Annotated in this window: 23 protein-coding genes and 2 pseudogenes; 17 read left to right on the top strand and 8 right to left on the bottom strand. The window is 42.6% G+C overall.

Going from position 1 to position 24,971, the window contains the following annotated elements; all coding sequences use genetic code 11:
• Positions 1 to 9 precede the first annotated feature (9 nt).
• Positions 10 to 369 (top strand): flagellar hook-basal body complex protein FliE, encoded by a 360-nt coding sequence (gene fliE, locus KKZ03_RS01510; protein ID WP_243219647.1) that lies wholly within the window; start codon positions 10 to 12, stop codon positions 367 to 369.
• A 93-nt stretch (positions 370 to 462) separates the two neighbouring features.
• Here fliE and KKZ03_RS01505 read toward each other — a convergent pair whose 3' ends face one another.
• From KKZ03_RS01505 to KKZ03_RS01470, 8 genes and pseudogenes are all read right to left on the bottom strand, one after another.
• A complete protein-coding gene (locus KKZ03_RS01505) occupies positions 463 to 750 on the bottom strand; it encodes an EscU/YscU/HrcU family type III secretion system export apparatus switch protein (RefSeq protein ID WP_243219646.1) in 288 nt (95 codons plus the stop codon).
• A complete protein-coding gene (locus KKZ03_RS01500; protein ID WP_243219645.1) occupies positions 740 to 1,729 on the bottom strand; it encodes a flagellar hook-length control protein FliK in 990 nt (329 codons plus the stop codon). Before KKZ03_RS01500 ends, KKZ03_RS01505 begins: the two co-directional genes overlap by 11 nt.
• Before the next feature lie 5 nt (positions 1,730 to 1,734).
• Positions 1,735 to 2,073: a flagellar protein FliT gene (locus KKZ03_RS01495; protein ID WP_243219644.1), complete on the bottom strand. Its 339-nt coding sequence runs from the start codon at positions 2,071 to 2,073 to the stop codon at positions 1,735 to 1,737.
• 580 nt (positions 2,074 to 2,653) lie between these two features.
• On the bottom strand, positions 2,654 to 3,145 hold the full coding sequence (locus KKZ03_RS01490; protein WP_243219643.1) for a transposase: 492 nt from the start codon (positions 3,143 to 3,145) through the stop codon (positions 2,654 to 2,656).
• A gap of 51 nt (positions 3,146 to 3,196) precedes the next feature.
• A complete protein-coding gene (locus KKZ03_RS01485; protein WP_243219642.1) occupies positions 3,197 to 3,433 on the bottom strand; it encodes a hypothetical protein in 237 nt (78 codons plus the stop codon).
• A gap of 18 nt (positions 3,434 to 3,451) precedes the next feature.
• Positions 3,452 to 3,739: pseudogene (locus KKZ03_RS21940) on the bottom strand (IS4 family transposase); the annotation flags it as partial.
• 833 nt (positions 3,740 to 4,572) lie between these two features.
• Positions 4,573 to 4,989, bottom strand: a complete 417-nt coding sequence (locus tag KKZ03_RS01475) for a transposase (RefSeq protein WP_243219640.1) — start codon at positions 4,987 to 4,989, stop codon at positions 4,573 to 4,575.
• A gap of 11 nt (positions 4,990 to 5,000) precedes the next feature.
• On the bottom strand, positions 5,001 to 5,582 hold the full coding sequence (locus KKZ03_RS01470; RefSeq protein WP_243219639.1) for a transposase: 582 nt from the start codon (positions 5,580 to 5,582) through the stop codon (positions 5,001 to 5,003).
• 260 nt (positions 5,583 to 5,842) lie between these two features.
• On the opposite strand from KKZ03_RS01470, the gene KKZ03_RS21880 reads away from it, so the two are divergent.
• The 16 genes and pseudogenes from KKZ03_RS21880 to KKZ03_RS01385 all read left to right on the top strand — a co-directional run bounded on the left by KKZ03_RS21880 (position 5,843) and on the right by KKZ03_RS01385 (position 24,899).
• On the top strand, positions 5,843 to 8,221 hold the full coding sequence (locus tag KKZ03_RS21880) for a methyl-accepting chemotaxis protein (protein ID WP_305852364.1): 2,379 nt from the start codon (positions 5,843 to 5,845) through the stop codon (positions 8,219 to 8,221).
• A 405-nt stretch (positions 8,222 to 8,626) separates the two neighbouring features.
• Entirely contained in the window at positions 8,627 to 9,493 is an 867-nt protein-coding gene (locus tag KKZ03_RS01455; RefSeq protein WP_243219638.1) for a CheR family methyltransferase, read from the top strand.
• A complete protein-coding gene (gene cheD / locus KKZ03_RS01450; RefSeq protein WP_243219636.1) occupies positions 9,490 to 10,104 on the top strand; it encodes a chemoreceptor glutamine deamidase CheD in 615 nt (204 codons plus the stop codon). Before KKZ03_RS01455 ends, cheD begins: the two co-directional genes overlap by 4 nt.
• Positions 10,105 to 10,243: 139 nt before the next feature.
• Positions 10,244 to 10,906, top strand: coding sequence for a response regulator (locus KKZ03_RS01445; protein WP_371744917.1), 663 nt, complete (start codon positions 10,244 to 10,246; stop codon positions 10,904 to 10,906).
• A gap of 423 nt (positions 10,907 to 11,329) precedes the next feature.
• A complete protein-coding gene (gene flhD / locus KKZ03_RS01440) occupies positions 11,330 to 11,647 on the top strand; it encodes a flagellar transcriptional regulator FlhD (protein WP_243219633.1) in 318 nt (105 codons plus the stop codon).
• A gap of 76 nt (positions 11,648 to 11,723) precedes the next feature.
• On the top strand, positions 11,724 to 12,278 hold the full coding sequence (gene flhC / locus KKZ03_RS01435; protein WP_243219616.1) for a flagellar transcriptional regulator FlhC: 555 nt from the start codon (positions 11,724 to 11,726) through the stop codon (positions 12,276 to 12,278).
• A gap of 13 nt (positions 12,279 to 12,291) precedes the next feature.
• Entirely contained in the window at positions 12,292 to 13,098 is an 807-nt protein-coding gene (locus tag KKZ03_RS01430; protein ID WP_243219607.1) for a cyclopropane-fatty-acyl-phospholipid synthase family protein, read from the top strand.
• Between the two features lie 2 nt (positions 13,099 to 13,100).
• On the top strand, positions 13,101 to 13,535 hold the full coding sequence (locus KKZ03_RS01425; protein ID WP_243219604.1) for a CBS domain-containing protein: 435 nt from the start codon (positions 13,101 to 13,103) through the stop codon (positions 13,533 to 13,535).
• 3 nt (positions 13,536 to 13,538) lie between these two features.
• On the top strand, positions 13,539 to 14,399 hold the full coding sequence (gene motA, locus KKZ03_RS01420) for a flagellar motor stator protein MotA (RefSeq protein WP_243219592.1): 861 nt from the start codon (positions 13,539 to 13,541) through the stop codon (positions 14,397 to 14,399).
• A 2-nt stretch (positions 14,400 to 14,401) separates the two neighbouring features.
• The gene (gene motB / locus KKZ03_RS01415) at positions 14,402 to 15,295 is read left to right on the top strand and encodes a flagellar motor protein MotB (RefSeq protein WP_243219584.1); all 894 of its coding nucleotides are present in this window, start codon (positions 14,402 to 14,404) and stop codon (positions 15,293 to 15,295) included.
• 618 nt (positions 15,296 to 15,913) lie between these two features.
• A complete protein-coding gene (locus KKZ03_RS01410) occupies positions 15,914 to 16,474 on the top strand; it encodes a hypothetical protein (protein WP_243219582.1) in 561 nt (186 codons plus the stop codon).
• A 91-nt stretch (positions 16,475 to 16,565) separates the two neighbouring features.
• Positions 16,566 to 17,928 (top strand): annotated as a pseudogene (locus tag KKZ03_RS01405) (IS4 family transposase).
• Between the two features lie 505 nt (positions 17,929 to 18,433).
• On the top strand, positions 18,434 to 19,108 hold the full coding sequence (locus tag KKZ03_RS01400; RefSeq protein ID WP_243219578.1) for a hypothetical protein: 675 nt from the start codon (positions 18,434 to 18,436) through the stop codon (positions 19,106 to 19,108).
• A gap of 407 nt (positions 19,109 to 19,515) precedes the next feature.
• Entirely contained in the window at positions 19,516 to 21,201 is a 1,686-nt protein-coding gene (locus tag KKZ03_RS01395; protein WP_243219576.1) for a SulP family inorganic anion transporter, read from the top strand.
• Positions 21,202 to 21,416: 215 nt separating this feature from the next.
• Complete coding sequence (locus KKZ03_RS01390; RefSeq protein WP_243216937.1) at positions 21,417 to 22,913, top strand: ISNCY family transposase; 1,497 nt, start codon at positions 21,417 to 21,419, stop codon at positions 22,911 to 22,913.
• Between the two features lie 393 nt (positions 22,914 to 23,306).
• Positions 23,307 to 24,899: a SulP family inorganic anion transporter gene (locus KKZ03_RS01385; RefSeq protein ID WP_243219575.1), complete on the top strand. Its 1,593-nt coding sequence runs from the start codon at positions 23,307 to 23,309 to the stop codon at positions 24,897 to 24,899.
• Positions 24,900 to 24,971: the final 72 nt, after the last annotated feature.

The following is a 24,971-nucleotide window of genomic DNA, read 5'->3' as shown; positions in this document are numbered from 1 at the left end:
TATTATTTTATGAACTTATTAAAAGGTGCTGAAATGATCGCCATCGATAGTGGAAAAATTGCCGCCATGGTCGCGCAAATGCGTTCGGCTGTCGCTACGGTTCACGCTCCTGGATCCCAGGTTATCGAGGGGCAGGCCAAGGGAGGTGTTGATTTTGGTCAAGTTTTTAAGGCACAAATGGATCAGGTTAATGGCCTTCATCAAAATGCCCAAAAGCTCGGTGAGCGTTTTTCGCTAGGGGATGATTCAGTCAACCTGTCGGACGTTATGATTGCTTCTCAAAAGTCCAGTATTGCGATGCAAACTACCATACAAGCTCGCAATAAACTGGTTACTGCTTATCATGATATCATGAATATGCAGGTTTAAAGTGATACCAAAAATGAATATTTCCAAATAACACCAGTTAATATATCAGCATAAAACAAGTTGTGTTAATTTTTTAACAGAAAATACGCAAACTTATTTTTGACTCGGCGGTAACGCAGCTTCAATCTTGTATAGCCAAGCCAGCAGTTCTGCTACTACTCTATAAAGGGTAGGCGGGATTTCCTGATCAAGTTCCACATCCATCAATAGTGCCACTAGTTCACGGGATTCATGAACATGAACACCATTTTCTTTGGCGAGATTAATGATTTGCTCTGCAATCATGCCCTTGCCAGACGCCACAACTTTTGGTGCGCCGCCACCAGGTTGGTAGGTTAGAGCAACTGCATTCCGCAACGATTTGGGCTTATTAGGCTTCATGGTCTTGTATGGTGATATTATCCAAAGCGGTGCCTGACGCTGCTAGAGCTAATATTAGTTGCCCAATTGCGTTCTTTAGTGAGTCTGTGGTCGCTTGATTTTGCACATTGACTTGAACTTGCACATGCTCTCCTTGGAGACGAATGGTCGCATTAATTTGTCCCAGATTGGCCAGTTGAAAACGTACTACAGTTTGCCATATTGGATCTTGATTGGTTTCCGGAATCGCAGCTTGGTGGTCGGGATCTTTACTTATTTCCCATTGGAATGATTGGCCCGGCCACAGTTCGCCCTGCCAGGCAAATCGCCGGTTCTCAAGAGTATCGAGTTGAAAAGATAGCCAATGAGTCGGTTGATCAGTAATGCTGGTGGTAGTTTTTTCCGGGTCAGGAAGATTTTGTGGTTCTTGATGAATCTGCGCTAAATTACGCTTGCCCTCAGCCCATTGACGTAAATGGGCTTCGTAAAACACACCACTATTGTCAACCGATTTGTGTAGTTGCGCTGCCATTGCAGTCGGGTCTGTATTGACTGAATCAAGCAATGGGGATGCCCCTGTTATCCGGGGTGCGTTTTGCTCGTCCTGCCGGTTGTTATTAAGCGCCTTGTCAATTAATTGAGCGGCATTACTTAATGTAACGGTATCTGCGGATGTTAGCAAACTCACCGTAAAGGTTGGTCGTTGTCCACTCGACAGTACCGTTAATTGTACTGCGTCACCTATCTGAAAGCCCTTGGGTAAAAGCATTTTTATGTCAGTATTCGGTGCAGATTGTTGAGTATTATTTTGTATTCTTATCAGGGAGTTGCCATCGGTTAATTTCGCCAGCACTTGTCCTTGCAAGGTTTTTCCAATAGCGATCTGATCTAGTTTAAAAATACCGTCTTGACGCGGGTCGGCTATAGTTTCTGGTGGCCTTAAAGAACTGACTGCCGAGATAGGTGAATTACTGGCCAAGTCAACTTTGGGTGGCAGCATGGTTATTAGAAGTTATCGTTGGCCGCGCAGGAAAACTCAGGCTTGTGCTGGGTGCCCATGGTATTAATCAGCGTTGACAGTTCATTCATCCAAGGGTGAGTAATGTCGCGTATCGCTCGATCATTTTTCATAATATCCTGAATAAGTTGTACTTTTTTCTTGCGTAAGTCGCCACTGAGGGGTTCTGCAGATCCTTCTGTTTTAAGAATGTTAACATATTGAGTGCAGCGTGATTCCAGTAGAGTCATTTGTTCCCAGTCACGGATATGTGCAGCTTCAAGCATTTGCCCGGTAATGGTTCGCACATGTTCGTAAACTGTGATGGTTTGTATGTTATTTAGCATAATTGAAGTGTGTCCTAATACCCAGTCAGCGTTAATATGTAGGCTAAAATTAGCACTAAAAACCAAAAATTGCTGATATAAAATCCGACAAATTAAGCTTGACTGAGTGCTCGGCTGTTTTGCCAAGAGGCTAGTGGCTTAGTCAAAAAATAGTTGTGGGTTTCATCTTAGCCATCGGTGTCTGATTTTTAAGTGAGAGATTAATGTTATTAATTTGTCCTTTTACGGATCATTATCACTCAAAAAAGTACTTGCCAATTGATTGAGCTAATAGGCAAAAGCCTGCGTGTAATTGATATTGCCACCGTTGCCGGAGCTACCCCACTCAATGGTCGACTGTAGTAATTCCATATTTGTTTCAGTAACGTCGCTTAAAGACTGTCTGGAAATTTAACTCGTGGCATGAAGGTTCTACCGATCCATTACATGCCGATATTGGTGGTCCTGGGATGCTGTCCGAGAATGGTGACATTCGAAGCAATAGCTTCCGATGGATATAAAAAAATTCCAGTATTAACCTGGATTTTTCGATCTTGCCGTTATTATGGCCTCATAACGACCTTATTTGGCACATTTTTATCTATATCGCTTGGCTTGTACCGTAATTACTGAATTCTGGACGGATTAATCCCGTAATAATGGCCTTGGCAATTTTTTTGAAATTATGCGCCGCACAGACCAGCGAAAATTCACCGGCGACTTTTTCTTTACCGCGCACACTGAAACCACGAAAGCCACTATTCTTAATTTGACCAAACACCGGCTCAACAATGACTTTGCGTTTGCTGTAGATGTCTTTTGATGACTGTTGTTCCATCTTGACATTCATCTGTTGACGCAGTGGTTCTTTATTATCGCTGCTGATCATTCGAGCTTCCCTTATAACTGATTGGCAGCAGCGACTGTGCAGAGGGCAAGCGGCACAGACTTTTGATGAGTCTTGATAGACACGGCTGCCGTCTTGGCTTTCGCGTTTCATGGTTAAAATTTGTCCTTCAGGATAGGTAAAGGTGTTATCGGCTTCCTGGTAGTCGAAGTCGGCTTTGACCAATTTGCGATCCGAACTAGCCAACGGTATTTTGTGGGTCTTTTCCCCTTTATCTATGGCAATACTTCGGACTGTTTACGCGGCGATAGCCCCATAGTTACAGAGGGCTGCAAAGCCTTGGCTGGATTTTATGGCAGTAAAGTCCAACCCTAAGTGGCAAGAAAACTTTTCCAATAAATGGGCATTGAATTTACGGGTCTTCCAACTGGCGATGGAAATGACGTTGCGGCCGGCACCTTCCACGGCCTGTTGCCGGTCTTCCAGACGCAGCAAATTCAGTGCTGTCAGTGAAGCATTGAAATGAAAGCCCAACTTTGCTTCGGAAGTCGCTTGGCAATCGCATAGTCCAGTGTATTGCTTGGCATCGCGAAACACGAACTCAATCTGAAATCTTGCTTTGTAATAGCGCAGGATGTCCAGCGCCGCACAGTCAGTGTCAGTGCAAAATAATAATGCCGTATAGGTTTTACCTTTTTCTTCTCGCACGATATAGACAATCCGCAGATTACGTTTGAACGTTGGCGAATTGACGATAGCGGTATAGACGTGCTGGCCATCGATTTCTCCGGCCAGTTCAAAGCGTGACAAATCATCGAAACAAACTTTGCCTGCAAACATGCGAGGTCGACCCTTGGCTTTTTGTTCACCGGTATATAACCAGCGCAGATCGGCATCATTCCGTAACTTACTGGCCACGTACAGGCCATTTTCCACCACGCCATTAATAAACTTGGTCTTGGCGAAAAGGTGTCAGCGACCAGATAACGGATTTTCCCTAACAGTCCCTTGGTCTCGCGTTTGACGTGATCAAGGTAGCTATCTACCCGGGTGATCCGGGTTTCTTTGGGCGTTTTCTCGGCTTTGCTCTTCGGTGTCTTCTCGACATCTTGAACAACCTTGGTTTCGCTATTTACGGTCGACTCTTTGACGACTTCAGGTACCTTCGGTGCTTTGGGAAAAGCGGGCGTTTGATAAGCTGACAGCGTATAGGCTGTATTGTGTGTTACATCCACCAAAGCCAGCAGTGAAATTTCCAGTCCGCGTTCCGCTTGTCCCTGTGAACCGTTCCAAAACCAGTCCAGGCCGTAACTGCTACGACCGCTTTTAGGTAAAAAGCTGGCATCAATTGCTGCTACCCATTCACCCTTATCCGTTAAATCCTTCAAGCTCAACAAATTGAAGGTAACAAAATCGAACGAGCGACGAAACCATCTCGAAAAGGTTTTTTCATTCAGAGCACTATAACGGCCAAGGTTTCGGAAATTTACCCGTCCCGGCAGATAAGTCAGGGTTGTTAGCAAGATGAACATAAACTTACGCTGCGGTTTTGCTACACTGGACATTTGCTGAAAAATGGGTTCTATTAAGTTCATGGAGGCTTTTGGCGTGTTGAGTTGTTATCGTCGTTGATTACAACTTCACATACTGAAGGCTTCCAGACTATTTTTTAATCAAATCAAAACTGTCCGAAGTATTGCTATGGCAAGATAAGCATCAATACCGCTCTGTTCCAGTGCTTGTAGATTATCGCCAGGAAAATAGCCATTGTCAGCGCTCAGTTGCTCAGGTAATCGCCCCGCCGTGTCCTGTATTGCTTTTAGGGCTGGTTCAAGTTCCTGTTTGTCGTTGGCGTTTTGACTGACATGCTGAGCCACAATAATTTGCAGATCAGCATCAACGCTAATCCGGGTATTGTAGGCATAATAAAAGCTGCCACCTTTCTTCCCCATAATGCGAGCCTCAGTATCGGCAAAGCTAATCTGCTTTTTATCGTCAATATCCTTACCTGAATTAAGCTGTTCTTTGCGCTCATCAAGGGCTTGCTTGGCCGCTTTTATTTTAGCCAGCTGGTCTTGATTGAATTTCAAATCTTCGGGGATCACATGCCGATTTTATCTTTATAAGCCTTGTCTTCATCTTGGACACAACGACTGGCTTTCTTAATCAAGTCATCAATCTCAGCACACAACGTTTGCTCCTTTGCTTTTAAACGTCCATAACTCATTGCTTTGTATTTAGACGTATCAGCCTTAAACCTGGAGCCGTCAAGGCTGATATGGCCTAAGGAAGCCAGCTTCAACTCCATTGCCAGTTTGACGGTTTGCTTAAAACAATCCTGAAAAAAATTGCCATGATTTTTTCTAAAATCGCTGAGTACTCCAAAATTAGGACAGTTCATTTGCGCGATAAACATGAAGGATAAATCTTCATGGCAGCGTTTTTCGATTTTCTGGGAGCTGAAAACCCCTTGGCAATAGGCAAATATCAGAATCGCAACGATAAGCTTGGGATGATAGGTGTTCTGGCTTTTAACGCTATAAAGGCTACTCGTATCAAGCTGTTCAAACAGGTCGATGTAGAGAAAACATTCGTGATTTTTTGGGAGAAAATCAAAAATATTAGCGGGAAATAGCAGGTGTTGATTAAATTCAACCGGACTTGATTTGAAAGGAACTGACATGGCATGGATCAACAGTGTCAAACTTGTAGCATTATAAAACAAGTAATTTATCCACTATTCTCGGACAGTCTCTAGGAGGCAATAAAAATGCCTGTTATTCAGCGTTTTGATTTTACGTAACAAGGTTAAGATACCAAAAAAATTTGTAATGAGGTTCTTGATGTCTTCCGGATTTGTGAAATCTAGGCAAGTACGGGTTTTATCAATAATGTCTTTATACACTCCTTGTTCTCCCCCTTTTTTCGCATAAGGTGCATTATATGCTGATACTACAATCTAAATTTGGTAAATACCTGGCTTTAATGATAGGCCTCTCGCTAACGATTATAGTACTGGTCGGTAGTAGCGCACTTTACGAGCTGGATAAATCCAGAGATACCATGTCTCGTCTTTATTCAGAAAACATGAAAAGCAGTGATACGCTTAATAAAATAAAATTCTTAATGCTGGATAACCGTACCCAGTTTCGTGTGGCGCTATCCAATGTGTTGGTGATATCAGGCTTGGGCGTCAAACCAGAGCTTGCCCTAGATCCAGAGTCTGCCCGAAAATCTGCAGCCACTATCAACAGTAATATGGAAGCTATTAATAGCTTGTGGAACAGCAACTTTACGAACATTGCCGATGCGCAAGAAAATCAGCTGGCCAAAGATTTTGCTGATGCCCGCAGACAATATGTTGAGGAGGCAGTGAAACCTATTATTAATGCATTGAAAGCCCTGAATTATCAGGATGCAAAAGGACATACCCTGATTGCGCTGGAGCTCTTTGTTGCCGCCAATGTCAATATCGATAAGTTGATAGATTTTCAGTTTGCTAGTGCACAAAGCAAAAACATGGCGGCTGCAAGTCGCTTTGAAACCTTGCGAATTACTTTTGCTGTTTTTATGATCGGCGTATGGCTTATCATGGCTTGGCTGGGGCAATTTATTATCCGTGGTTACAGTCGTTCTTTAACAACGGTCCTTAATACCTGTGAGGCCATGGAGCGAGGTGAATTTAATCATGTTATTGAAGTAGAAGGCTCCGATGAGTTTAGCAAGATAGCAACGGCATTAAAATCAAGTCAGGCTGAAATCAATCGCTTCAGCGAAGAGAGTCTGCGTATCAAATTGGCGTTGGATAAAGCTTCAGTTGGGATAATTATTGTCAATAATGAGCGTATTGTTACTTATCTTAATGCGCGGGCTATTTCGTACTTGCATCATGTAGAAGCTAATATACGCGAGCAGATGCCACAATTTAATGCAGATCGTGTAATGGGTATGAATATTGATTCTTTCCATAAAGATCCGGCTCATCAGGCAGCTATGCTGGGTAAGCTTACCGATACGGTTGAAGGCGAATTTACACTGGGTAAAGATCATGTAAAAATTATCGCTACTGCTATTTTCGGTGCCAACAATGAACGCCTGGGCACGGTTGCCGAATGGCATGATCGCACCACACAGAATGCCTCAGAGGTTGAGTTATCCGAGATGATCAATAGGGTAATTGAGGGTAACTTGACAAAGCGAATTAATCATTCTGACCAGCACGGCTTCTTCAAAAAGTCAAGCGTTGGATTTAATACGATTGTTGAGGTTGTTGATGCCTGGATGAACGAATTTGGTCGAATATTTTCCAGTATTGAGAAGGGCGATTTGACACAGAGAATCGATGATGACGGCGATGATACTGGCTCGTTTATTGCTTTGGGTCGAAATGCCAATAATACGGTCGATAATCTGCATAAGCTCATAGAAAAAATTACCTGGGCAGCAGAAGCAATTGCTTCTGCCAGTAGTCAGATTGCCGAAGGTAATACCGATCTCTCTCAACGCACTGAAGAGCAGGCTTCATCACTGGAAGAAACCGCTGCCAGCATGGAACAGTTTGCTGCAGCTGTTAAAAATAATGCCGAAAACTCAAAGCAGGCCAATCAGTTGGCCTCGGCAACTTTTGATGTAGCGGCAAAAGGTGGCGTAGTGGTGAGTGAAATGGTTCAAACCATGGCCTTTATTAATGAATCCTCCAACAAGATCGTCGATATTATCTCTGTCATGGACAGTATTGCTTTCCAAATTAATATTTTGGCGCTCAATGCTGCTGTGGAAGCCGCTCGGGCAGGTGAGCAGGGGCGTGGTTTTGCGGTAGTGGCTAGTGAAGTTCGCTCGCTGGCGCACAAAAGCGCTGATGCTGCCAAGGAAATTAAGTTGCTTATTTTTGACTCGGTTAAAAAAGTTGAAAGTGGTTCAAAACTGGTATCCGAGGTTGGCGCTACGATGACGGAAATAATCTCTTCAGTTAGGCATGTTACCGATATTACTAACGAAATTAGTGCGGCTTCCTCTGAGCAGAGTGTTGGTATTGATCAGGTCAATCAGGCAATCATGCAGATGGATAGTGTCACTCAACAAAATGCCTCGTTGGTGGAAGAATCTGCTGCTGCTGCTGCATCGATGGCAGAGGAAGCACAAGTCTTGATGAAAATAGTCGGAGAGTTTAAGTTGACTAAAACCAGTTCAGTGCCAGCAGCAAAAGAAAAAGTAGCTCGTCCTGTAACTCAACATCCGGGCAAAGCCACCCCAATGAAGATGGTACGTAGCAAACCCAAGTTGGTGCATGCTGCAGATGCCAACGACTGGGAGGAGTTCTAAGGTCTATATACTTTAGTCGGGATAAAAATATCGGAGTTAGACCTGACAGTCTTAAAAAATATGCCGGGTCTGTCCCGTGTTAAGGCAATATCCAAGAATGAATATACCCACGTGGCGCAGGATTTTTGTTGATTTTCAACGACTGCAAGGACAGATATTTGCTCCTGCAAACTCTGCATTCACCACATCCCTGTGGATTATGTAGGAGATAAAGCAAAGCAGGAGCAGTTGCCGAGACGGAAAAATAGGCACGTAGCTGGCTACGTAACTATTTTGACACGCAGACAATGAATAGAAAGGTCAGCGGCTTGGGTATGTTCTTCGTAGGAAATTGCCTAAGTTGATAGCTTTCTTAAGGAATGTATAAATGGCAAGGTTTATGTTGTTTGGCAATGATCTATGGTAATGACATCAGATTTGAATGGGTTGGGACGTGATTTTCAGTTTACTGAAACAGATTTTCAGGACATCAGGCAACTTATTTACACACATGCAGGAATCAGTCTATCCAATACCAAGAAAGCTATGGTTTACAGTCGGGTAGGGCGACGCCTGCGTGCTAATGGCTTTATTCGTTTTTGTGATTACCTGGATTTTCTCAAAGCCGGTGATGAGCTAGAGTGGCAGGCTTTTGTTAACGCACTAACAACTAATCTGACGGCTTTTTTTCGTGAGAAACATCACTTTCCTATTCTTGCCGAGCATGTTCGCAGTATCGGGCATGATTATCCTGTTAAATTATGGTGTTGCGCAGCGTCTACCGGTGAAGAGGCTTACACTATGGCGATGACTATGGTGGAGGTGTTTGACAGTTACACACCGCCGGTACGTATCTTGGCAACCGATCTTGATACACAGGTGCTGAAAACGGCTATGGCTGGTATCTATCCTTTGGAGCGCGTTGAAAATTTGCCAGCGGATGTTCTGCAGCGATTTTTCCTTAAAGGGACAGGGCGTAATGCAGGTTGTGTACAGGTACGTCAGGAATTGCGGGATATGATTAGTTTTCAGCAACTTAACCTACTGGATAAAAATTGGCCGATTCATGGTCCGTTTGATGCTGTTTTTTGCCGTAATGTAATGATCTATTTTGATAAACCGACCCAGCATAAGGTTTTGCAAAAAATTGTACCTGTTATGCGTCGTGATGCGCTGTTTTTTGCCGGGCATTCGGAAAGTTTTCATCATGCGCAGGAGCTGTTCTCCTTACAAGGTAATACTGTTTATAATGTCGCCAATGAGGCGCTTCATTTGAGTATTTCTAAACGATGAGTTCTCATTGGTATGAGGACAATCTCGCGCCCAAGTTGTATTTTGACACTACTTTTAATATTGATGCAGCGAGGATTTTACCTGGTGGATATTACGCGACTCCAGGCCATATGATGTTGGTCACTACCTTGGGATCTTGTGTCGCAGCGTGTATTCGTGATCCTATTAATGGCATCGGCGGTATAAACCATTTTATGTTACCGGAAAATGTTCAAGAACAGGGTGGATGGGGTTCAAGTTCGGCTCGCTATGGTTCTTACGCTATGGAGATGCTAATAAATCAACTGCTTAAAATGGGTGCAAGACGGCAGAATCTGGAAGCCAAGCTATTTGGTGGAGGTGCCGTAATTAAGCATATGAAAACAATTAACATTGGTGCGCGTAATGCAACATTTGCTTTGGATTATCTTAAAACCGAGGGTATTCCTGTCGTTTCGACGGATCTGCTGGATATATATCCGCGCAAGATATGCTATTTCCCCCAGAGTGGTAAGGTGCTGGTTAAAAAGCTCTACAGTTTACATAATAATGAGGTTCTTAATCGCGAGCAGAATTATCTGATGTTGCTGAAAAAATCAAAAGTGGAAGGCGATGTCGAGTTATTTACTTAAATTGTAAGCAGACTGCTATTTTGGCTAAGGTGTTTTTATGCACTGTTTTTTGGTGGGTTAAGCAGGTAAGTTTAATTGCTGGGTCTTTTGAAAGGATATTATAGTATAGTATGCTCATAAAAAAACATGAGGTTAGACTATTAAATCCCCTATCAATCCTGCCAAAATCATTGTAGTTGACGATCACGATATTATTCGCCTTGCCGTAAAATACCTTGTGAACGAGACAGATCACCTTCATGTTGTGGCAGAAACTGGTGAGGGTGGCGAAGCATTGGCGTTGTGCCGCAAGCATTTGCCAGATCTGTTGGTGCTTGGCATTATGCTAAATAATCGTGATGGTCTTGATATACTGGTACAAATAAAAAAAGAATTTTCTAATCTGCCTGTGTTGATATTGACAGCACGTGACGAAAATACCTATGGGATTCGCTCTTTTCAGGCAGGTGCATCGGGTTATCTTAATAAACGATTTGCTGGTGCCCAGTTACTGACGGCTATTGATTGCATACTTGCCGGAAATAAGTACATTACCCCCTCAATGACACAGATACTGGCTAGTTGGGTGCAGACAGGTATGCAGGAAAATGCTCACGAAGCCCTTTCTGCCCGCGAATTTCAGACTATTCAATTAATTGCCAGTGGAATGTCTGTCGGTGATATTGCTGAAAAATTACATTTGTCTGTTAAAACCATCAGTATGTATCGAGCTCGTATTTTGCAAAAGCTGGTGCTACGTAACAACGCTGAGCTTATGCGGTATGTATTCGATAACAATCTGGTGTTGGACCGGCGAGAGTAACCTGTCGTGCGCGCCTTAGTTTTAAAGACTCATACGGTACGTCCTAAAAAAAGTAATGATTGCTTAATCAACTTTGGACTCTTAGTTGGATAATTTTTATAAAAAATCACTTCGTTTGTATTTTATAGCGTGGATGCTGCCATTAAGTTACGTTTAAAGTCCTGTTTAATAATATCGTCATACTACAAAATTCAGTGTATTATATTTAGCTGCAATGTCGGTTATTACTCTATTTACCTACCTTTTGTCAGTTATAGCTTACTATTAAATAACCTGGCTTGTAAGACAAACCCTGTAGTTTGTGTTCTTTTATCTGTATTAGTTAACAGCGCTAGACTCATTTACGATTGCTGGCGGATCAGTCAATATTACCTCAAATGACTATTTCTTGTTTACTGGTCATCATAACTAATGAGATAGAGTATGAGTGCAAATAATATGATGCAGGAAATTCGTGACATCAATCTAAGTTATCTGATGCTGGCTCAGCATTTTATCCGAACGGATAAAGATGAAGCTGTCTTTCGTTTAGGTATCAGTCGGGAGATTGCGGATTTACTTGGAGATTTGAGCATCGCCCAGGTTATGAAGTTAGCTGGGGGTCCAATGATGCTAACCCGTTTTCGCTTTGACGATGTGGCTATTCTTGGCATGTTGACTCACGATAGTAAAGTGCAGTCAATGGCGCACTTACACACATCAATTTTACTGGCCAGGCAGCCTGTAGAGACAATTTGCTGATCATGCAGTGGTTAATTTAATACCCGATATCAGGATCACTTTTACTATTTTTTCTGATTATAAAGGTTAAATCGAGATGGCCAAGAAACCCAAAAGTGTTCTTGAAGAATCGAAAGAAATTCAGCTTGCTGTTGAACTAATCCAGTTCGGTGCCAGGTTGCAACTGCTCGAATCTGAAATATCACTTTCGCGTGATCGCTTGATCAATCTGTACAAAGAACTGCGTGGGGAGTCTCCACCCAAGGGCATGTTGCCTTTTTCAGTCGATTGGTTCCTGACTTGGAAGCCGAATATTCACTCATCACTTTTTTTAGGTATCTACCGGCAACTTGTAGACCATACTGATGCGAGTGGTATTCAGGGGATTATTAAGGCTTATAAGCTTTATCTTGAACAAGTTCCACCCGACGAGGGCGAAGAACCCATTCTCTCTTTGACAAGAGCTTGGACACTGATTCGTTTCCTGAATAGTTTCATGTTGACAGTCGCTCAATGTGAAACCTGTGGCGGCGAATTTGTTGTGCAGCCGTACGCTCAGCACCATTTTGTTTGTGGTTTGTGTCATGTACCTAATCGAGCTGGAAAAACACGTAAAGTAGCTGTTGCGACCCGGTTAATCTCAGTGGCTTGATTAACGAATTCAAATGAACAAAACGATCGCAGCGTCACCGCAATGGATATCTCTTTTAATTCTGTTATGCAGTTGGTTATTAAGTCGGATTTTTGCTACAGAATCAGCTAGCTGGTTAGGGATCGACTTTTCGCCTGAAATGTCCGTATGGTGGCAGGTCGGCTTTGCTATGGGCATGACATTGTGTCTCTCGTTACCCTATTGGTGGTTAATTATTAATGCGGTTTTTCCTGCGGCTGTATTTTACGCAATGGACTTAAATTGGCCACCAATCGTCTTTATGGTGGCGTTGCTGGTATTGGTGTTAATTTATGGGGCAATTTTTTTGACTCGCGTACCCTATTATCCATCGCATCCAAAAGTCCACGCTTTGGTGGAAAAACTCGTACCAGAAGGTCCTGGGCAGCAGTTTCTTGATTTGGGTAGCGGTATGGGAGGAATTTGTATGCACTTGGCGACCCAGCGTCCCGACTGCAAGGTATTCGGCATTGAGATGGCTCCACTGCCTTGGGTGGTCAGTTGGTTGCGGGCACGTTGCAGGAATATACCTTGTGTGTTTTTATGCGGTGACTACCAAAATTATTCCTTGAAAAATTATAGTGTTATTTTCGCTTATTTGTCGCCTGCGGCCATGTCGGCATTATGGGAGAAAGCCTGTCTTGAGATGGTGCCTGGCACTTTGCTGATAAGTTATGAGTTTGGCATCCCTGGACAGTCGATAATACCGACCTATTCGACGGGTGAAACTGGGATGCCGGGATTGTATGTTTGGCGTATGGGTTCAAATTTTATTTTGGCACCGGAACAACTGCAGGGTTAACAATGAAAATTAGTGAAATTATGAGTGCGCCGGTTTTATCTGTGCGGTTGGATGATGCCTTGCAAGAAGTTGAAGAGATTTTTGCGCGCGAAAGAATTCGTCATTTAGTCGTAATAGAAGACAGTAAATTGTTTGGTGTGTTGAGTGAGAATGATCTTCTTCGAGCTATCAGTCCTTATGTTCATACCCATATTTATACGACCCGCGATTTGGCGAGCCTTAACCAGCGAGTTCACCAAATTGTGAGACGAAATCCGGTATCATTGAGTCTTCAATCCACAGTTCAAGAGGCGATTTCGCTGTTCAATACATTGCATGTTAGTTGTATTCCTATTATCGATTTGGCTGAAATGCCGGTTGGCATAATTACTCCTAGTAATATTATGGGCAATTTTTATAAGATTTGTGCGGCTAATACCAGTAAAATAAGGGCGTAAGACGTGTCGGTAATTATTGGCTATGTTATTGTCTTGGCCTCTGTCTTTGGTGGTTTTGCTTTGGCAGGGGGGCATGTTGCAGCGCTGTTTCAGCCATTAGAGTTATTAATGATTGGTGGCGGTGCTTTGGGAGCTTTTGTGGTTGGTAATGATATGAAAGTCATTAAGGCAACCATCAAGGTGATTCCTACCTTGTTCAAAGGTTCCAAGCATACGAGTCAGCTTTATATTCAATTATTACTTTTGCTTTACCGCATGCTAAGCAAAATTCGTAATGATGGCTTGATGTCCATTGAAGAGGATGTTGAAAATCCTAATGAAAGTCAGTTATTTACCGATTATCCATTGATTATAGCTGATCATCATATAGTGGAATTTTTAACTGATTATTTACGTTTAATGGTGTCCGGAAATATAGATCCTTTTCAGCTTGAAAACCTGATGGACAACGAAATTGATACTCATCATGCGGAGGGTGAATTTCCTTTGCATTGCATAGCGAAAATTGGTGATGGTTTGCCTGCATTTGGTATTGTGGCAGCCGTGATGGGCGTAGTACACACCATGGAGTCGGTTGGTTTGCCGCCTGCCGAGTTAGGGATGTTGATCGCCCATGCTTTAGTAGGGACTTTTTTGGGGATTTTGCTTGCTTATGGGTTTGTGACGCCATTGACAGGTCTTGTTGAGCATAAATTACACGAATCCGCTAAACCTATGCATTGCATTAAAGTTACCCTTATTGCCAGTCTTAATGGCTATCCACCGGCATTGGCGATTGAATTTGGACGCAAAGTATTGTTTTCCACCGAGCGCCCCTCGTTTACTGAAGTCGATGACGAAATCAGGCAGTCAAAAGCTAAGTAAGTATGGCAGATACTCCGCAACGCCCTATTATTGTTAAGCGTAAAAAAGTTATTAGTGGCGGTAGCCATGGTGGTGCATGGAAAATAGCTTATGCTGATTTTGTGACAGCTATGATGGCGTTTTTTCTGCTGATGTGGTTGCTTGGTTCGGTTGATGGTTCTACACGCGGAGGAATTGCTGAATATTTTAAGACACCTCTTAAAGTCTCTCTGTCAGGTAATAGTACCCTTGGTGAAAGTGCAATTATTCTTCATGGTGGTGGTAAAGATCTGACTAAAACATCCGGGCAGGCGAATAATAAGGTTCCAGCACAACCCTCCAAGGATTTTGATCTAAAAAATGCGAAAGAATTAATGGAGCGAGAAGAGATGATCAAAATGCGTGCCATGAAAAATAAATTAGATGCGCTTATTGACTCTGATCACAAACTTCAACCTTATAGAAAACAGCTATTGATTGATGTTTCCTCTGAGGGTCTGCGTATTCAGATTGTCGATGAAAGTAATCGTCCGATGTTTGGTCTTTCCAGTGCAGAATTAGAGTCTCGTGCACGCGATATTCTTCGTGAGTTGGCTCCAACGTTAAATAGTATGCCCAACAAAATCAGTTTATCCGGACATACCGATGCCAAGCCGTTTGCCCAAGGAAGTAAGACTTATAGTAATTGGGAGTTATCATCTGATCGTGCTCATGATGCGCGCCGGGTACTGGTAGAAGGCGGAATGGATGAATCGAGGTTAATGCGGGTAATTGGTTTGTCATCATCGGTTTTGCTGGACGAACAAGATCCCTTGAATCCGATTAATCGACGTATTAGTATCATTCTTTTGAACAGGCGAGCAGAAGAATCCGCTATAAACGAGGGGCGTAGGCAAATTGCTCCGCCATTGAATTAACTTCTCCATGCTTCATGATCTTGTAAAACGGTTATTCCGTATTAAGCATATAGTCCTTCAGAGCCTAAGACGATTTCCTGAAATTAATTTACCCATCAGATAGGCCGAATCATAATGTCCCATTTGGGCAAGGTTGGGTTACGTTCCAGTCTGGCTTCAATCGCTAACATCGTTTTCTTAGACAGTGAAATTCTTTTTTGATAAATCGTCTTGTTTAATTTGTGCTTGAACGGCAATAAATTATTTAATTAAAAACAATGAGTTGCGATATAATAGGCCATTGAAAATTAAATAACACCCTATTGGCGTATAAAATGGTTAATTCAAGTAACTTACTGATAATTATGATCATTGTTTTCATCGAAAAGGGCTTGGCGAAAGCTACCTCCCGGACAAGCGCCTCAACTTTCAAATTCTCGTTGGAAAACCCCTGATTACTCAATGTTCAAGTTTTTAATTCTTGATTTTAAAGAATGCTGATAAATCATGCCTGACAACCAAGTAACTATGATATAGCAGCTGAACGCATTGACCAAAATTCCTTGATTTATCTGGGATCATCTCAGTCAAGCTAAAAAACTTGAACATCAAGTGATTAGAAAGGTATTTACTGCACAAATGAGCATCGGTCAACGCGACATTGCCGATATCAAAATAGACGTTTCCTCCCGTGATGGCAATCTGAGCATCTTGCTGGGCTTGCAACACATTTATACGACTCAGCCATTAAGGGATGCTGTTTTTAAAATACTGGAGGACGTGGTGCCTACTAAAATTGACGCCGAAGTGACAAAAATCGTTGCCATCGACAAAGGCCGCCCCGGTATGAATCAATGGTCGATTTTGGTGTTAGGATCGCTACGCGTAGGACTGAATACAGACTATGATCGCATTCTGGAGTTGGCCAATCAGCATAACACCCTACGTGAAATGCTCGGTCTTGGTTGCTTTGATGCCGACAAACGCTATCGCCTGCAAACCTTGAAAGACAATCTCAAGCTGTTTACGCCAGCGATCATGGCGCGTATTAGTACTGAAGTTATTCAAGCCGGCTATCAATTACTGGATCTGGATATTCATGCGCTGATCAGAGGCCGTTGCGATTCTTTTGTGTTAAAAACCAACGTGCATTTTCCAACCGATATTAATACTGCTACCGCAAATATAATTAATCTATAAGTTACAGTTAGATACGCAAATAATAAGATAAAGATCAAGCACTATTCTGGTAGAATTTTGGGTATTACAGAGTCTGATCAATAACTTAACCATGCCAGCTATTAAAAAAAACTGTATTCAGCAGCAAATTGACCGCTTCAAAAAGTCATTTTTGCAATCCCAAGGACTAGAGGTGTTGAGGATTTTTTTCAGCCGACAGCATTACCAACATTATCGCCAATACCCCGCATAAACGCTCCTCGGTGTTCTTGCCCTTAGTCACGCTTAAAGCTTTCATTTTCCAAGTATTAAGTGATGACGGTTCCTGTAAACAGGCAGTGGCAGGCGTATTGATTGATCGTATCGTCGATGGACAATCAGCCAATACGGTTAACACGGGACCTTACTGTAAAGCCCGACAACGCTTACCACTAAAGGAACTCAGAGCAGCCACCACAGCTGCTGGTTTGCGTCTTCATAACCAGTCTCTGGCCGCGTGGCGATGGAAGGGTTATAACGTTGTCCTTACTGATGGAGCAACGGTGCAAATGCCAGATACACCAGAGAATCAGGCAGACTTTCCTCAGCTGGATAGTCAAAAGCCTGGCTTGGGCTTTCCGATTGCTCGCATGGTTGTGTTGATTTCTTTGGCTGCAGGAACCGTGCTCGACTATAGCCTGGGAGCCTATCAAGGCAAAGGAACTGGCGAAACATCGTTACTCAGTCAACTGTTTGGCAGCCTGTCAGTTGGCGACTTGCTGATGGCGGACCGCTATTACTGTACCTTCGCCATTATTGCGCTCTTGCAGGCTCGTGAAATTCCTGTGCTATTTCCACTACATGCCCGGAAAAAAGTAGATTTCAGCTTGGGTGTCTACCTGGGTGCAAGAGATCATTTGATTGACTGGACGAAACCCAAACGGAAACCGGTGTGGATGTCCAAGCAGGACTATAGCGACTTGCCGGAATCGATTACCGTCCGAGAGTTTGCGGTAAACGGCAGAATCTATTTGACCACCTTACTGAATGCAAAGGGCTTTCATAAGCAAGAGCTGGCTATGCTTTATAAACAGCGCTGGAAAATTGAGCTGGATTTTCGTTCCATCAAAACCAATATGGGCATGGAAATATTACGGTGCAAAAAACCTGACATGGTAAGCAAGGAGATAGCTATCCACTTATTGGCATACAACATCATTCGTGGCAATTTGGCACAGGTAGCCAGCCTGCATGAGAAGATACCCCGCCAACTGAGTTTCAGGTCAGCAGTGCAACTGGTCATTCAAGCCGCCAAGCAGATGGTAGGCTTGACAGGGAACCAACTCATAAGCGCCTTGCGTGAATTATTAAAAGCGATGGCATCAACGGCCATTGGAAAACAAAAACGTAAGAGCCAGCCAAGGGCAGTCAAACGCCGATCAAAACCCTTTCCTTTGCTGATGGTGCCAAGAAACGAGGCATGTTTAAGCCTCTGACTTTGTTTTTTATATTTGCGGTAGCAGTATTAGAGGCTGTTCGAGAATAGAAAACCAACTACGAGCAGTGAAAAACGTCCGGAATTATTAAAAATTCCCAGAATTTTTACACTTTATCAAAATTAAAAAATGTCTATAAGTGCGTTTTTAAAAGGCACCTATCACCATAAGCACCGTGCTTTTAGTTAAGATTAACCTTTAAATTAATATTTGCACTCGAACATCGACATTCTAAAATATGTAAATTAATTTTCGATAAAAGCAGAAAAAAACTACAAATGTGTCAGGATTTTTTACAATTCATTATTAACAGTGACGAAACAGCAATCACCAACAACCGGCAACCCGTTGAAATTAATAATTATTTACAACATGGCATTTTTTTTGCTTAATTGTAAGAGCCAGTTGATTAAAGCATTTTCTGGCACGTACTTTTTTCGTTCATTTTAATGGCAGACTAAGTCTTGGTACGTTTTTTAAATTAAATTAAATTAAGGTAATTATTATGTCTACTTTTAAAAAAATATTTTTTGCGTTTCTTTTTATTGCTGTTTCAGGAACTTCTAACGCCTCTATAGTTACGGTCAATGGTGATACTGTTTCATTCACTTACGATAATGTCCTAAATGGACTTTTTGGAACACCTACAGTGAGTGGAAATTCATTAGTGTTTTTGCCTACAAATTTCAAAGCAGTAAGTCTGGATGGCGGTTCTACAGCTTTAACCTCAAGTACTTTCCAAGTGAAAATTGACAGGTTAGATGGTCATCATATAACCAATATTGCATTGACTGAAAAAGGCGACTACCTTCTTAACGGAGCCAATGCCAAGGTTGCTGACTTAGGCGAGTTAAGAGCGTCAGACGTGATATTTCCTTTTCAAGATTATGTAAGCAAAATCGAGTCGGTAAATCCTTTTGCTCAAACAGGACTTGCCAGTACAACTAATTGGGTAACGACTGCCAATTTGGCATTCGCTCCTAACACAATTAGCTCGCTCTTTGTCTCTATTGAAAATATTCTGTTCGCTCAATCAGATATGAAGCATGATATTGCCTTTATTGAGAAAAAATTTGTTGGTTTAACCGTAACTGCAGTCCCTTTGCCACAAGCTTTATGGCTTTTTTGCGCAGGTATGATGGGTCTACTTTCAATGTCAAAACGTAAAAAATTGCTTTAAGGTACGTGTCATAAATTTTTTAGCGCTGTAATGAAAAACCGCTCTCCAGGGCGGTTTTTTTTGTCAATGACAAACACAACTACCTCTTCGCATAAAAAGCCAACAACAAAAGCACTGATATCTTCGGCAACAGCATCAGCTTAAAGATTTAAGTCACCTTGACTTAAATCTTTAAGCATACATTTTGTATAAATTACACAATCGAACAGATAACCTTCATCAACTATGGTGCAAATAAACCACTATCAGGTTTTTTTGCACCCATCTCCATCGTTTATCACCACTATTTGATTGTGAATATAAGCTAATACATACACAAAATTAATGTGTTACAACACTAACAACTAGTTGGCACAATAATCGCTTATATCAAATTAAAAACACTATTATCAAAAACGAGGATTTGTATGAGTGAAGCTTCACTACCGGCATTACCCAAAACCGGCCTGGCCGGGTTAAAAGAAAACTGGCGTAACGATTTACTATCAGGATTTCTGGTCTTTCTCATCGCTTTACCGCTATGCTTGGGTATATCCATGGCTTCCGGTTTCCCACCCTCGGCTGGTATTATCACTGCCATTATTGGCGGAATACTGGTTTCAAGAATCAGCGGCTCATTTATCACTATTAACGGACCCGCCGCCGGCTTGATTGTAGTAGTACTTAGTGCTGTGCAAGAACTGGGTGTAGGCGATGCGATGGCTGGTTATCGCTATACTTTGGCGGCCATTGTCGTTGCCAGCGCCATACAAGTTTTGATGGGCGTATTTAAAGCCGGACGACTGAGCTCTTTTTTTCCGGCATCAGTAATACATGGCATGTTGGCGGCTATCGGCATCATTATCATGGCCAAACAGGTCCATGTTATGCTCGGCACTACGCCGGAGAAAGGCAGCAGTCTGTTTTCAACCATCGCACAGATTCCACACAGTATTGTTAATCTTAATCATGAAATTGCCATTATTGGCCTAACCGGACTAATCATATTGATTATTTGGTCGGTGATAAAAAACCCCACCTTAAAGATGATTCCGGCACCATTGATTGTCGTGTTGGCTGGAATGGGTTTGGCACGGTATTTTGATCTGGAACATGAGCACATGTATTTATTTTTACCGGATGCACATTTTTTACCACATCACGAAGAAACTGTCGGCCCTAAATTTTTGGTCGCGATATCTGAAAATTTTATGTCCAGCTTTTATTTTCCCGATTTTTCAAAATTTTCCACCCTGGAGTTTTGGGAAGCCGTTATCAGTATCAGCCTGGTCGGAAGCCTGGAAAGCTTACTTAGCGCCATGGCGGTGGACAAACTTGATCCGTATAAACGCCATTCCAATCTTGATCGTGACTTGACAGCCGTCGGTGCAGGTAATCTGTTGGCCGGATTAGTCGGTGGCCTGCCAATGATTGCAGAGATCGTGCGTAGTTCGGCTAACGTGAATAACGGTGCAAAAACCCAGTGGGCCAATTTTTTTCACGGCACATTACTGTTATTGTTCGTAGTGCTGTTTCCACGACTGATTCATAGCATTCCTCTAGCTGCACTGGCGGCATTGTTGGTCTATACCGGCTTTCGTTTGGCCTCGCCCAAAGAATTCGCTAAAGTTATGAGCGTTGGTAAAGAACAGTTATTTATGTTTGTGGTGACGATTATCGGTGTGTTGGCAACTGATTTATTAATCGGCGTTGCTATCGGCATCCTGACCGAATTTACTATCCATTTGGTGCGTGGCGTTAGGTTAAATAACCTGTTTAAGATCCACTTTGTTATTGAGCAGAAAGATACCGACACTGTTATTGTCAGCATAGTCGGCGCGGCGATTTTCTCTAACTTTATGTCATTGAAGACCGCTTTAGCCAATCTGGAAAAAGGTAAAACCATCATTTTCCAAATGAACAATACTTATCTGGTTGATCATACCGTGATGGAATTTATTTATGACTTTCAGCATAGCTATGAAGGCCAAAGTGGTAAATGTGTATTTCTGGGAATGGAACAGCACGAAACTTTTTCAGAGCATCCTTTGGCAGTGCGCAGAATGAGGCGAGATAATATGAGTCGCCGTAAAAGTGATCATTACGGGGTGTAAATAGTGTTTGAACGGTAATAAATTATTTAATACAAAACAATAAGTTGCGATAAAATAGGCTATTGAAAATCAAATAACAGCCTATTGGCGTATAAAATGCTGAATTTAAGTAACTTGCTGATAATTATGATTATTATTTTCATCGAAAAGGGCTTGGCAAAAGCTACCTCCCGGATAAGCGCCTCAGCTTTCAAATTCTCGTTGGAAAACTCCCGATGAGAAAGGTATTTTCTCCACAAATGAGCATCGGTCAACGCGATATTGCTGATATCAAAATAGATGTTTCCTCCCGTGATGACATTCCGATCATCTTGCTGGGCTTGCAACACATTTATACGACTCAGCCATTAAGGGATGCTGTTTTTAAAATACTGGAGGATGTGGTGCCTACTAAAATTGACGCCGAAGTGACAAAAATCGTTGCCATCGACAAAGGCCGCCCCGGTATGAATCAATGGTCGATTTTGGTGTTAGGATCGCTACGCGTAGGACTGAATACAGACTATGATCGCATTCTGGAGTTGGCCAATCAGCATAACACCCTACGTGAAATGCTCGGTCTTGGTTGCTTTGATGCCGACAAACGCTATCGCCTGCAAACCTTGAAAGACAATCTCAAGCTGTTTACGCCAGCGATCATGGCGCGTATTAGTACTGAAGTTATTCGAGCCGGCTATCAATTACTGGATCTGGATATTCATGCGCTGATCAGAGGCCGTTGCGATTCTTTTGTGTTAAAAACCAACGTGCATTTTCCAACCGATATCAGTTTACTGCATGATGCGATCCGGATTCTGATTCGGACGTGCGTCAAATGGAGCTTGCAACATGCCTTGCCTGAATGGCGATTGCATAAGCACAACCTGTCTAAATTTAAAAGGCGGTATCGCACGCTGCAAAAACTCAAACATTCCACGTCAAAAAATGACGCTATCAAGGCCGCCAAAGCACTTGAGATCAAACAGGCCTACCAGGACTATATTGATTTGGCAGGGTTTTATCTTGAGCGCACTAAAGCCAGTATGTTGACGTTAAAAAATCACTTTCACATACCAGAAGTGTTGCTTACCGATCTGAGCACTTTTAGCCTGCATGCCGAACGTCAAATCGAGCAGATTAGACGTCGCGCTATTCAAGGAGAAACCATTCCCCATGATGAAAAAGTCTTTTCCCTGTTCCAGACCCACACCGAATGGATCAGCAAAGGCAAAGCCGGAGTCCCGGTTGAACTGGGCTTGCGGGTCTGTATCATGGAAGACCATCAGGGCTTTATATTGCACAGTCAAGTCATGCAAAAGACTACCGACGACAAAGTCGCCGTGCCGATGGTTAAAGCGACTCAAGTAAAATTCCCAAGTTTTAACGCCTGTAGCTTTGACAAAGGTTTCCACAGTCCGGCCAATCAAACCGACCTGAAAGCCCTCCTTGAGCAAGTCGTTTTACCCAAAAAAGGCAAGCTATCCAAAGCCGACCAGAATCGTGAATACACCGCGGAATTTAAACAGGCAAAAAAGCAACATTCCGCCGTAGAATCGGCTATTAATGCGTTAGAAGTACATGGGCTGGATAAGTGCCTTGATCATGGCATTGAAGCCTTCGAGCGTTATGTTGGCTTAGCCGTGTTATCGCGTAACATTCAAAAGCTCGGCACAATTAAACGCGACATGGAACGGCTAAGGCTTGTTAACGAGCAACAAAAACTAGCTGCCTGACGCTTTTTTGAGAACAGCCAACAGGTTATCCACAGGAAAGGTGCGCTTATAATTTGTGATTATTAGAAATAATTCTGAAAAACTGATGGTAAATCAGAAAATAAGTCGTTTGTTCCACTCCGGAAAGATTTTTCCAAAAAATATTTCCGGATGTTGAGCTGGTTTTTTTGAAAAGTGGCTTTTTCGTTCAGGCACTAAATACCATTTTCAAGCTACTGCACTGTCAGTCAAATGGCGATTGAATCAGCATAGTAGCGACTTGCCGGGAGAGCCTGACATAGCTCATGAATTTATTTCAAACATTAATCGAAGTCGCTGTCAAGGCTAAAGTGGTATAGTAGGCGCTTAATAACCATTTACAAACCTACAATATTACAATAAACAAGGATTTTTATGCATAAAGCATCCCTTTCAGCTATCCCCCAAACTGGACTGGCAGGCTTAAAAGAAAACTGGCGCAGTGATTTACTGTCAGGATTCCTGGTTTTTCTTATCGCTTTACCACTGTGTCTTGGTGTATCAGTGGCTTCAGGGGTCCCACCATCGGCAGGGATTATTACCGCAATAATAGGAGGGCTTTTAGTCTCGCGTATTGGCGGTTCTTACCTGACTATTAATGGACCAGCTGCCGGCTTGATCGTAGTAGTTTTGGCGGCAGTGCAAATACTGGGTGAAGGCGATGCGCTTGCCGGTTATCGTTACACGCTGGCGGCAATTGTTATTGCCAGTGTTTTGCAGATTGTAATGGGCATATACAAACTGGGGCAACTAAGTTCCTTTTTCCCCACGTCGGTCGTTCATGGCATGCTCGCTGCGATTGGCATTATTATTATCGCTACACAAACCCACGTTATGCTGGGAGTCACACCGGAAGCAGGCAATTTGTTCTCAATCATTGCACAAATTCCGCATAGTTTGGCTATTACCAATATGGACTGTGTGCTCATTAGTTTTTTAAGCTTGCTCATCCTGATCATTTGGCCGTTAGTCGGAGTCAGGATTCCTGCTCCGGTTATCGTCGTGCTGGTAGGTATTGTATTCGCCTGGCATTTTGATTTTAAATTTACAACTATTAACGGCTCAAACTACCTGGTCGACATTCCCGATAATTTTCTGGAAAGCTTTTATTTTCCTGATTTTTCAAAAATTACCACCCCAGCTTTTTGGGGGGCCGTTCTGAGTATCAGTTTAATCGGTAGTCTTGAGAGCTTACTGGTTGCGACAGCGGTTGACAAGCTGGATCCATATAAGCGTTCTTCCGATCTTGATCGTGATTTAACAGCAATTGGAATTGGCAATCTGGTCGCCGGTTTAATGGGTGGCTTACCGATGATAGCTGAAATCATACGTAGCTCGGAGAATGTCCATAACGGGGCAAAAACCACTTGGGCCAATTTTTTTCATAGCCTGTTGTTATTACTCTTTGTCGTCTTGTTTGTCGGCCTTATCCAGAGTATTCCCATGGCTTCATTAGCCGCATTACTGGTTTATACCGGTTATCGTTTAGCCTCGCCGAAAACATTCGCCAGCGTAAGGGATGTAGGTAAAGATCAGTTATTTTTATTTGTTATTACCATTATCGGGGTACTGACGACTGATTTGTTAATCGGTGTCGCCTTGGGTATTGTTACAAAGCTTGGTCTTGATGTCGTACGAGGTGTTTGGCTTGGCAATCTGTTCAAGATTAACTTTACCATTCAACAACAAAATAACGATACGCTAGTTATCACATTATTGGGTTCTGCCCTGTTTTCAAATTTCTTACCGTTAAAAAAGGCACTTGCCAAGCTCGAACCCGGTAAGACACTTATTTTCGATTTTACCAACGGTTATCTGATTGATCATACTGTTATGGGGTTTATTAATCATTTCCAACAAAGCTATGAAGCGCAGGGCGGATGCTGCAAGCAAGTAGGCAATGCTTTGGAAACCTTTTCAAATCATGCTCTGGCTGCACGAATCATGACGGCAGATGACAGGAAATAAGATTTAGGTGCAAGATTATAAATGGAGGCCTAAAAACCAATCTTTAACCTTACATCCTTATATTTCGCCCCA

It is taken from the genome of Methylobacter sp. S3L5C (assembly GCF_022788635.1).
Lineage (GTDB): Bacteria > Pseudomonadota > Gammaproteobacteria > Methylococcales > Methylomonadaceae > Methylobacter_C.
Note: the sequence above shows the minus strand (reverse complement) of the source record. Positions and strands in the feature narration are given on the sequence as shown.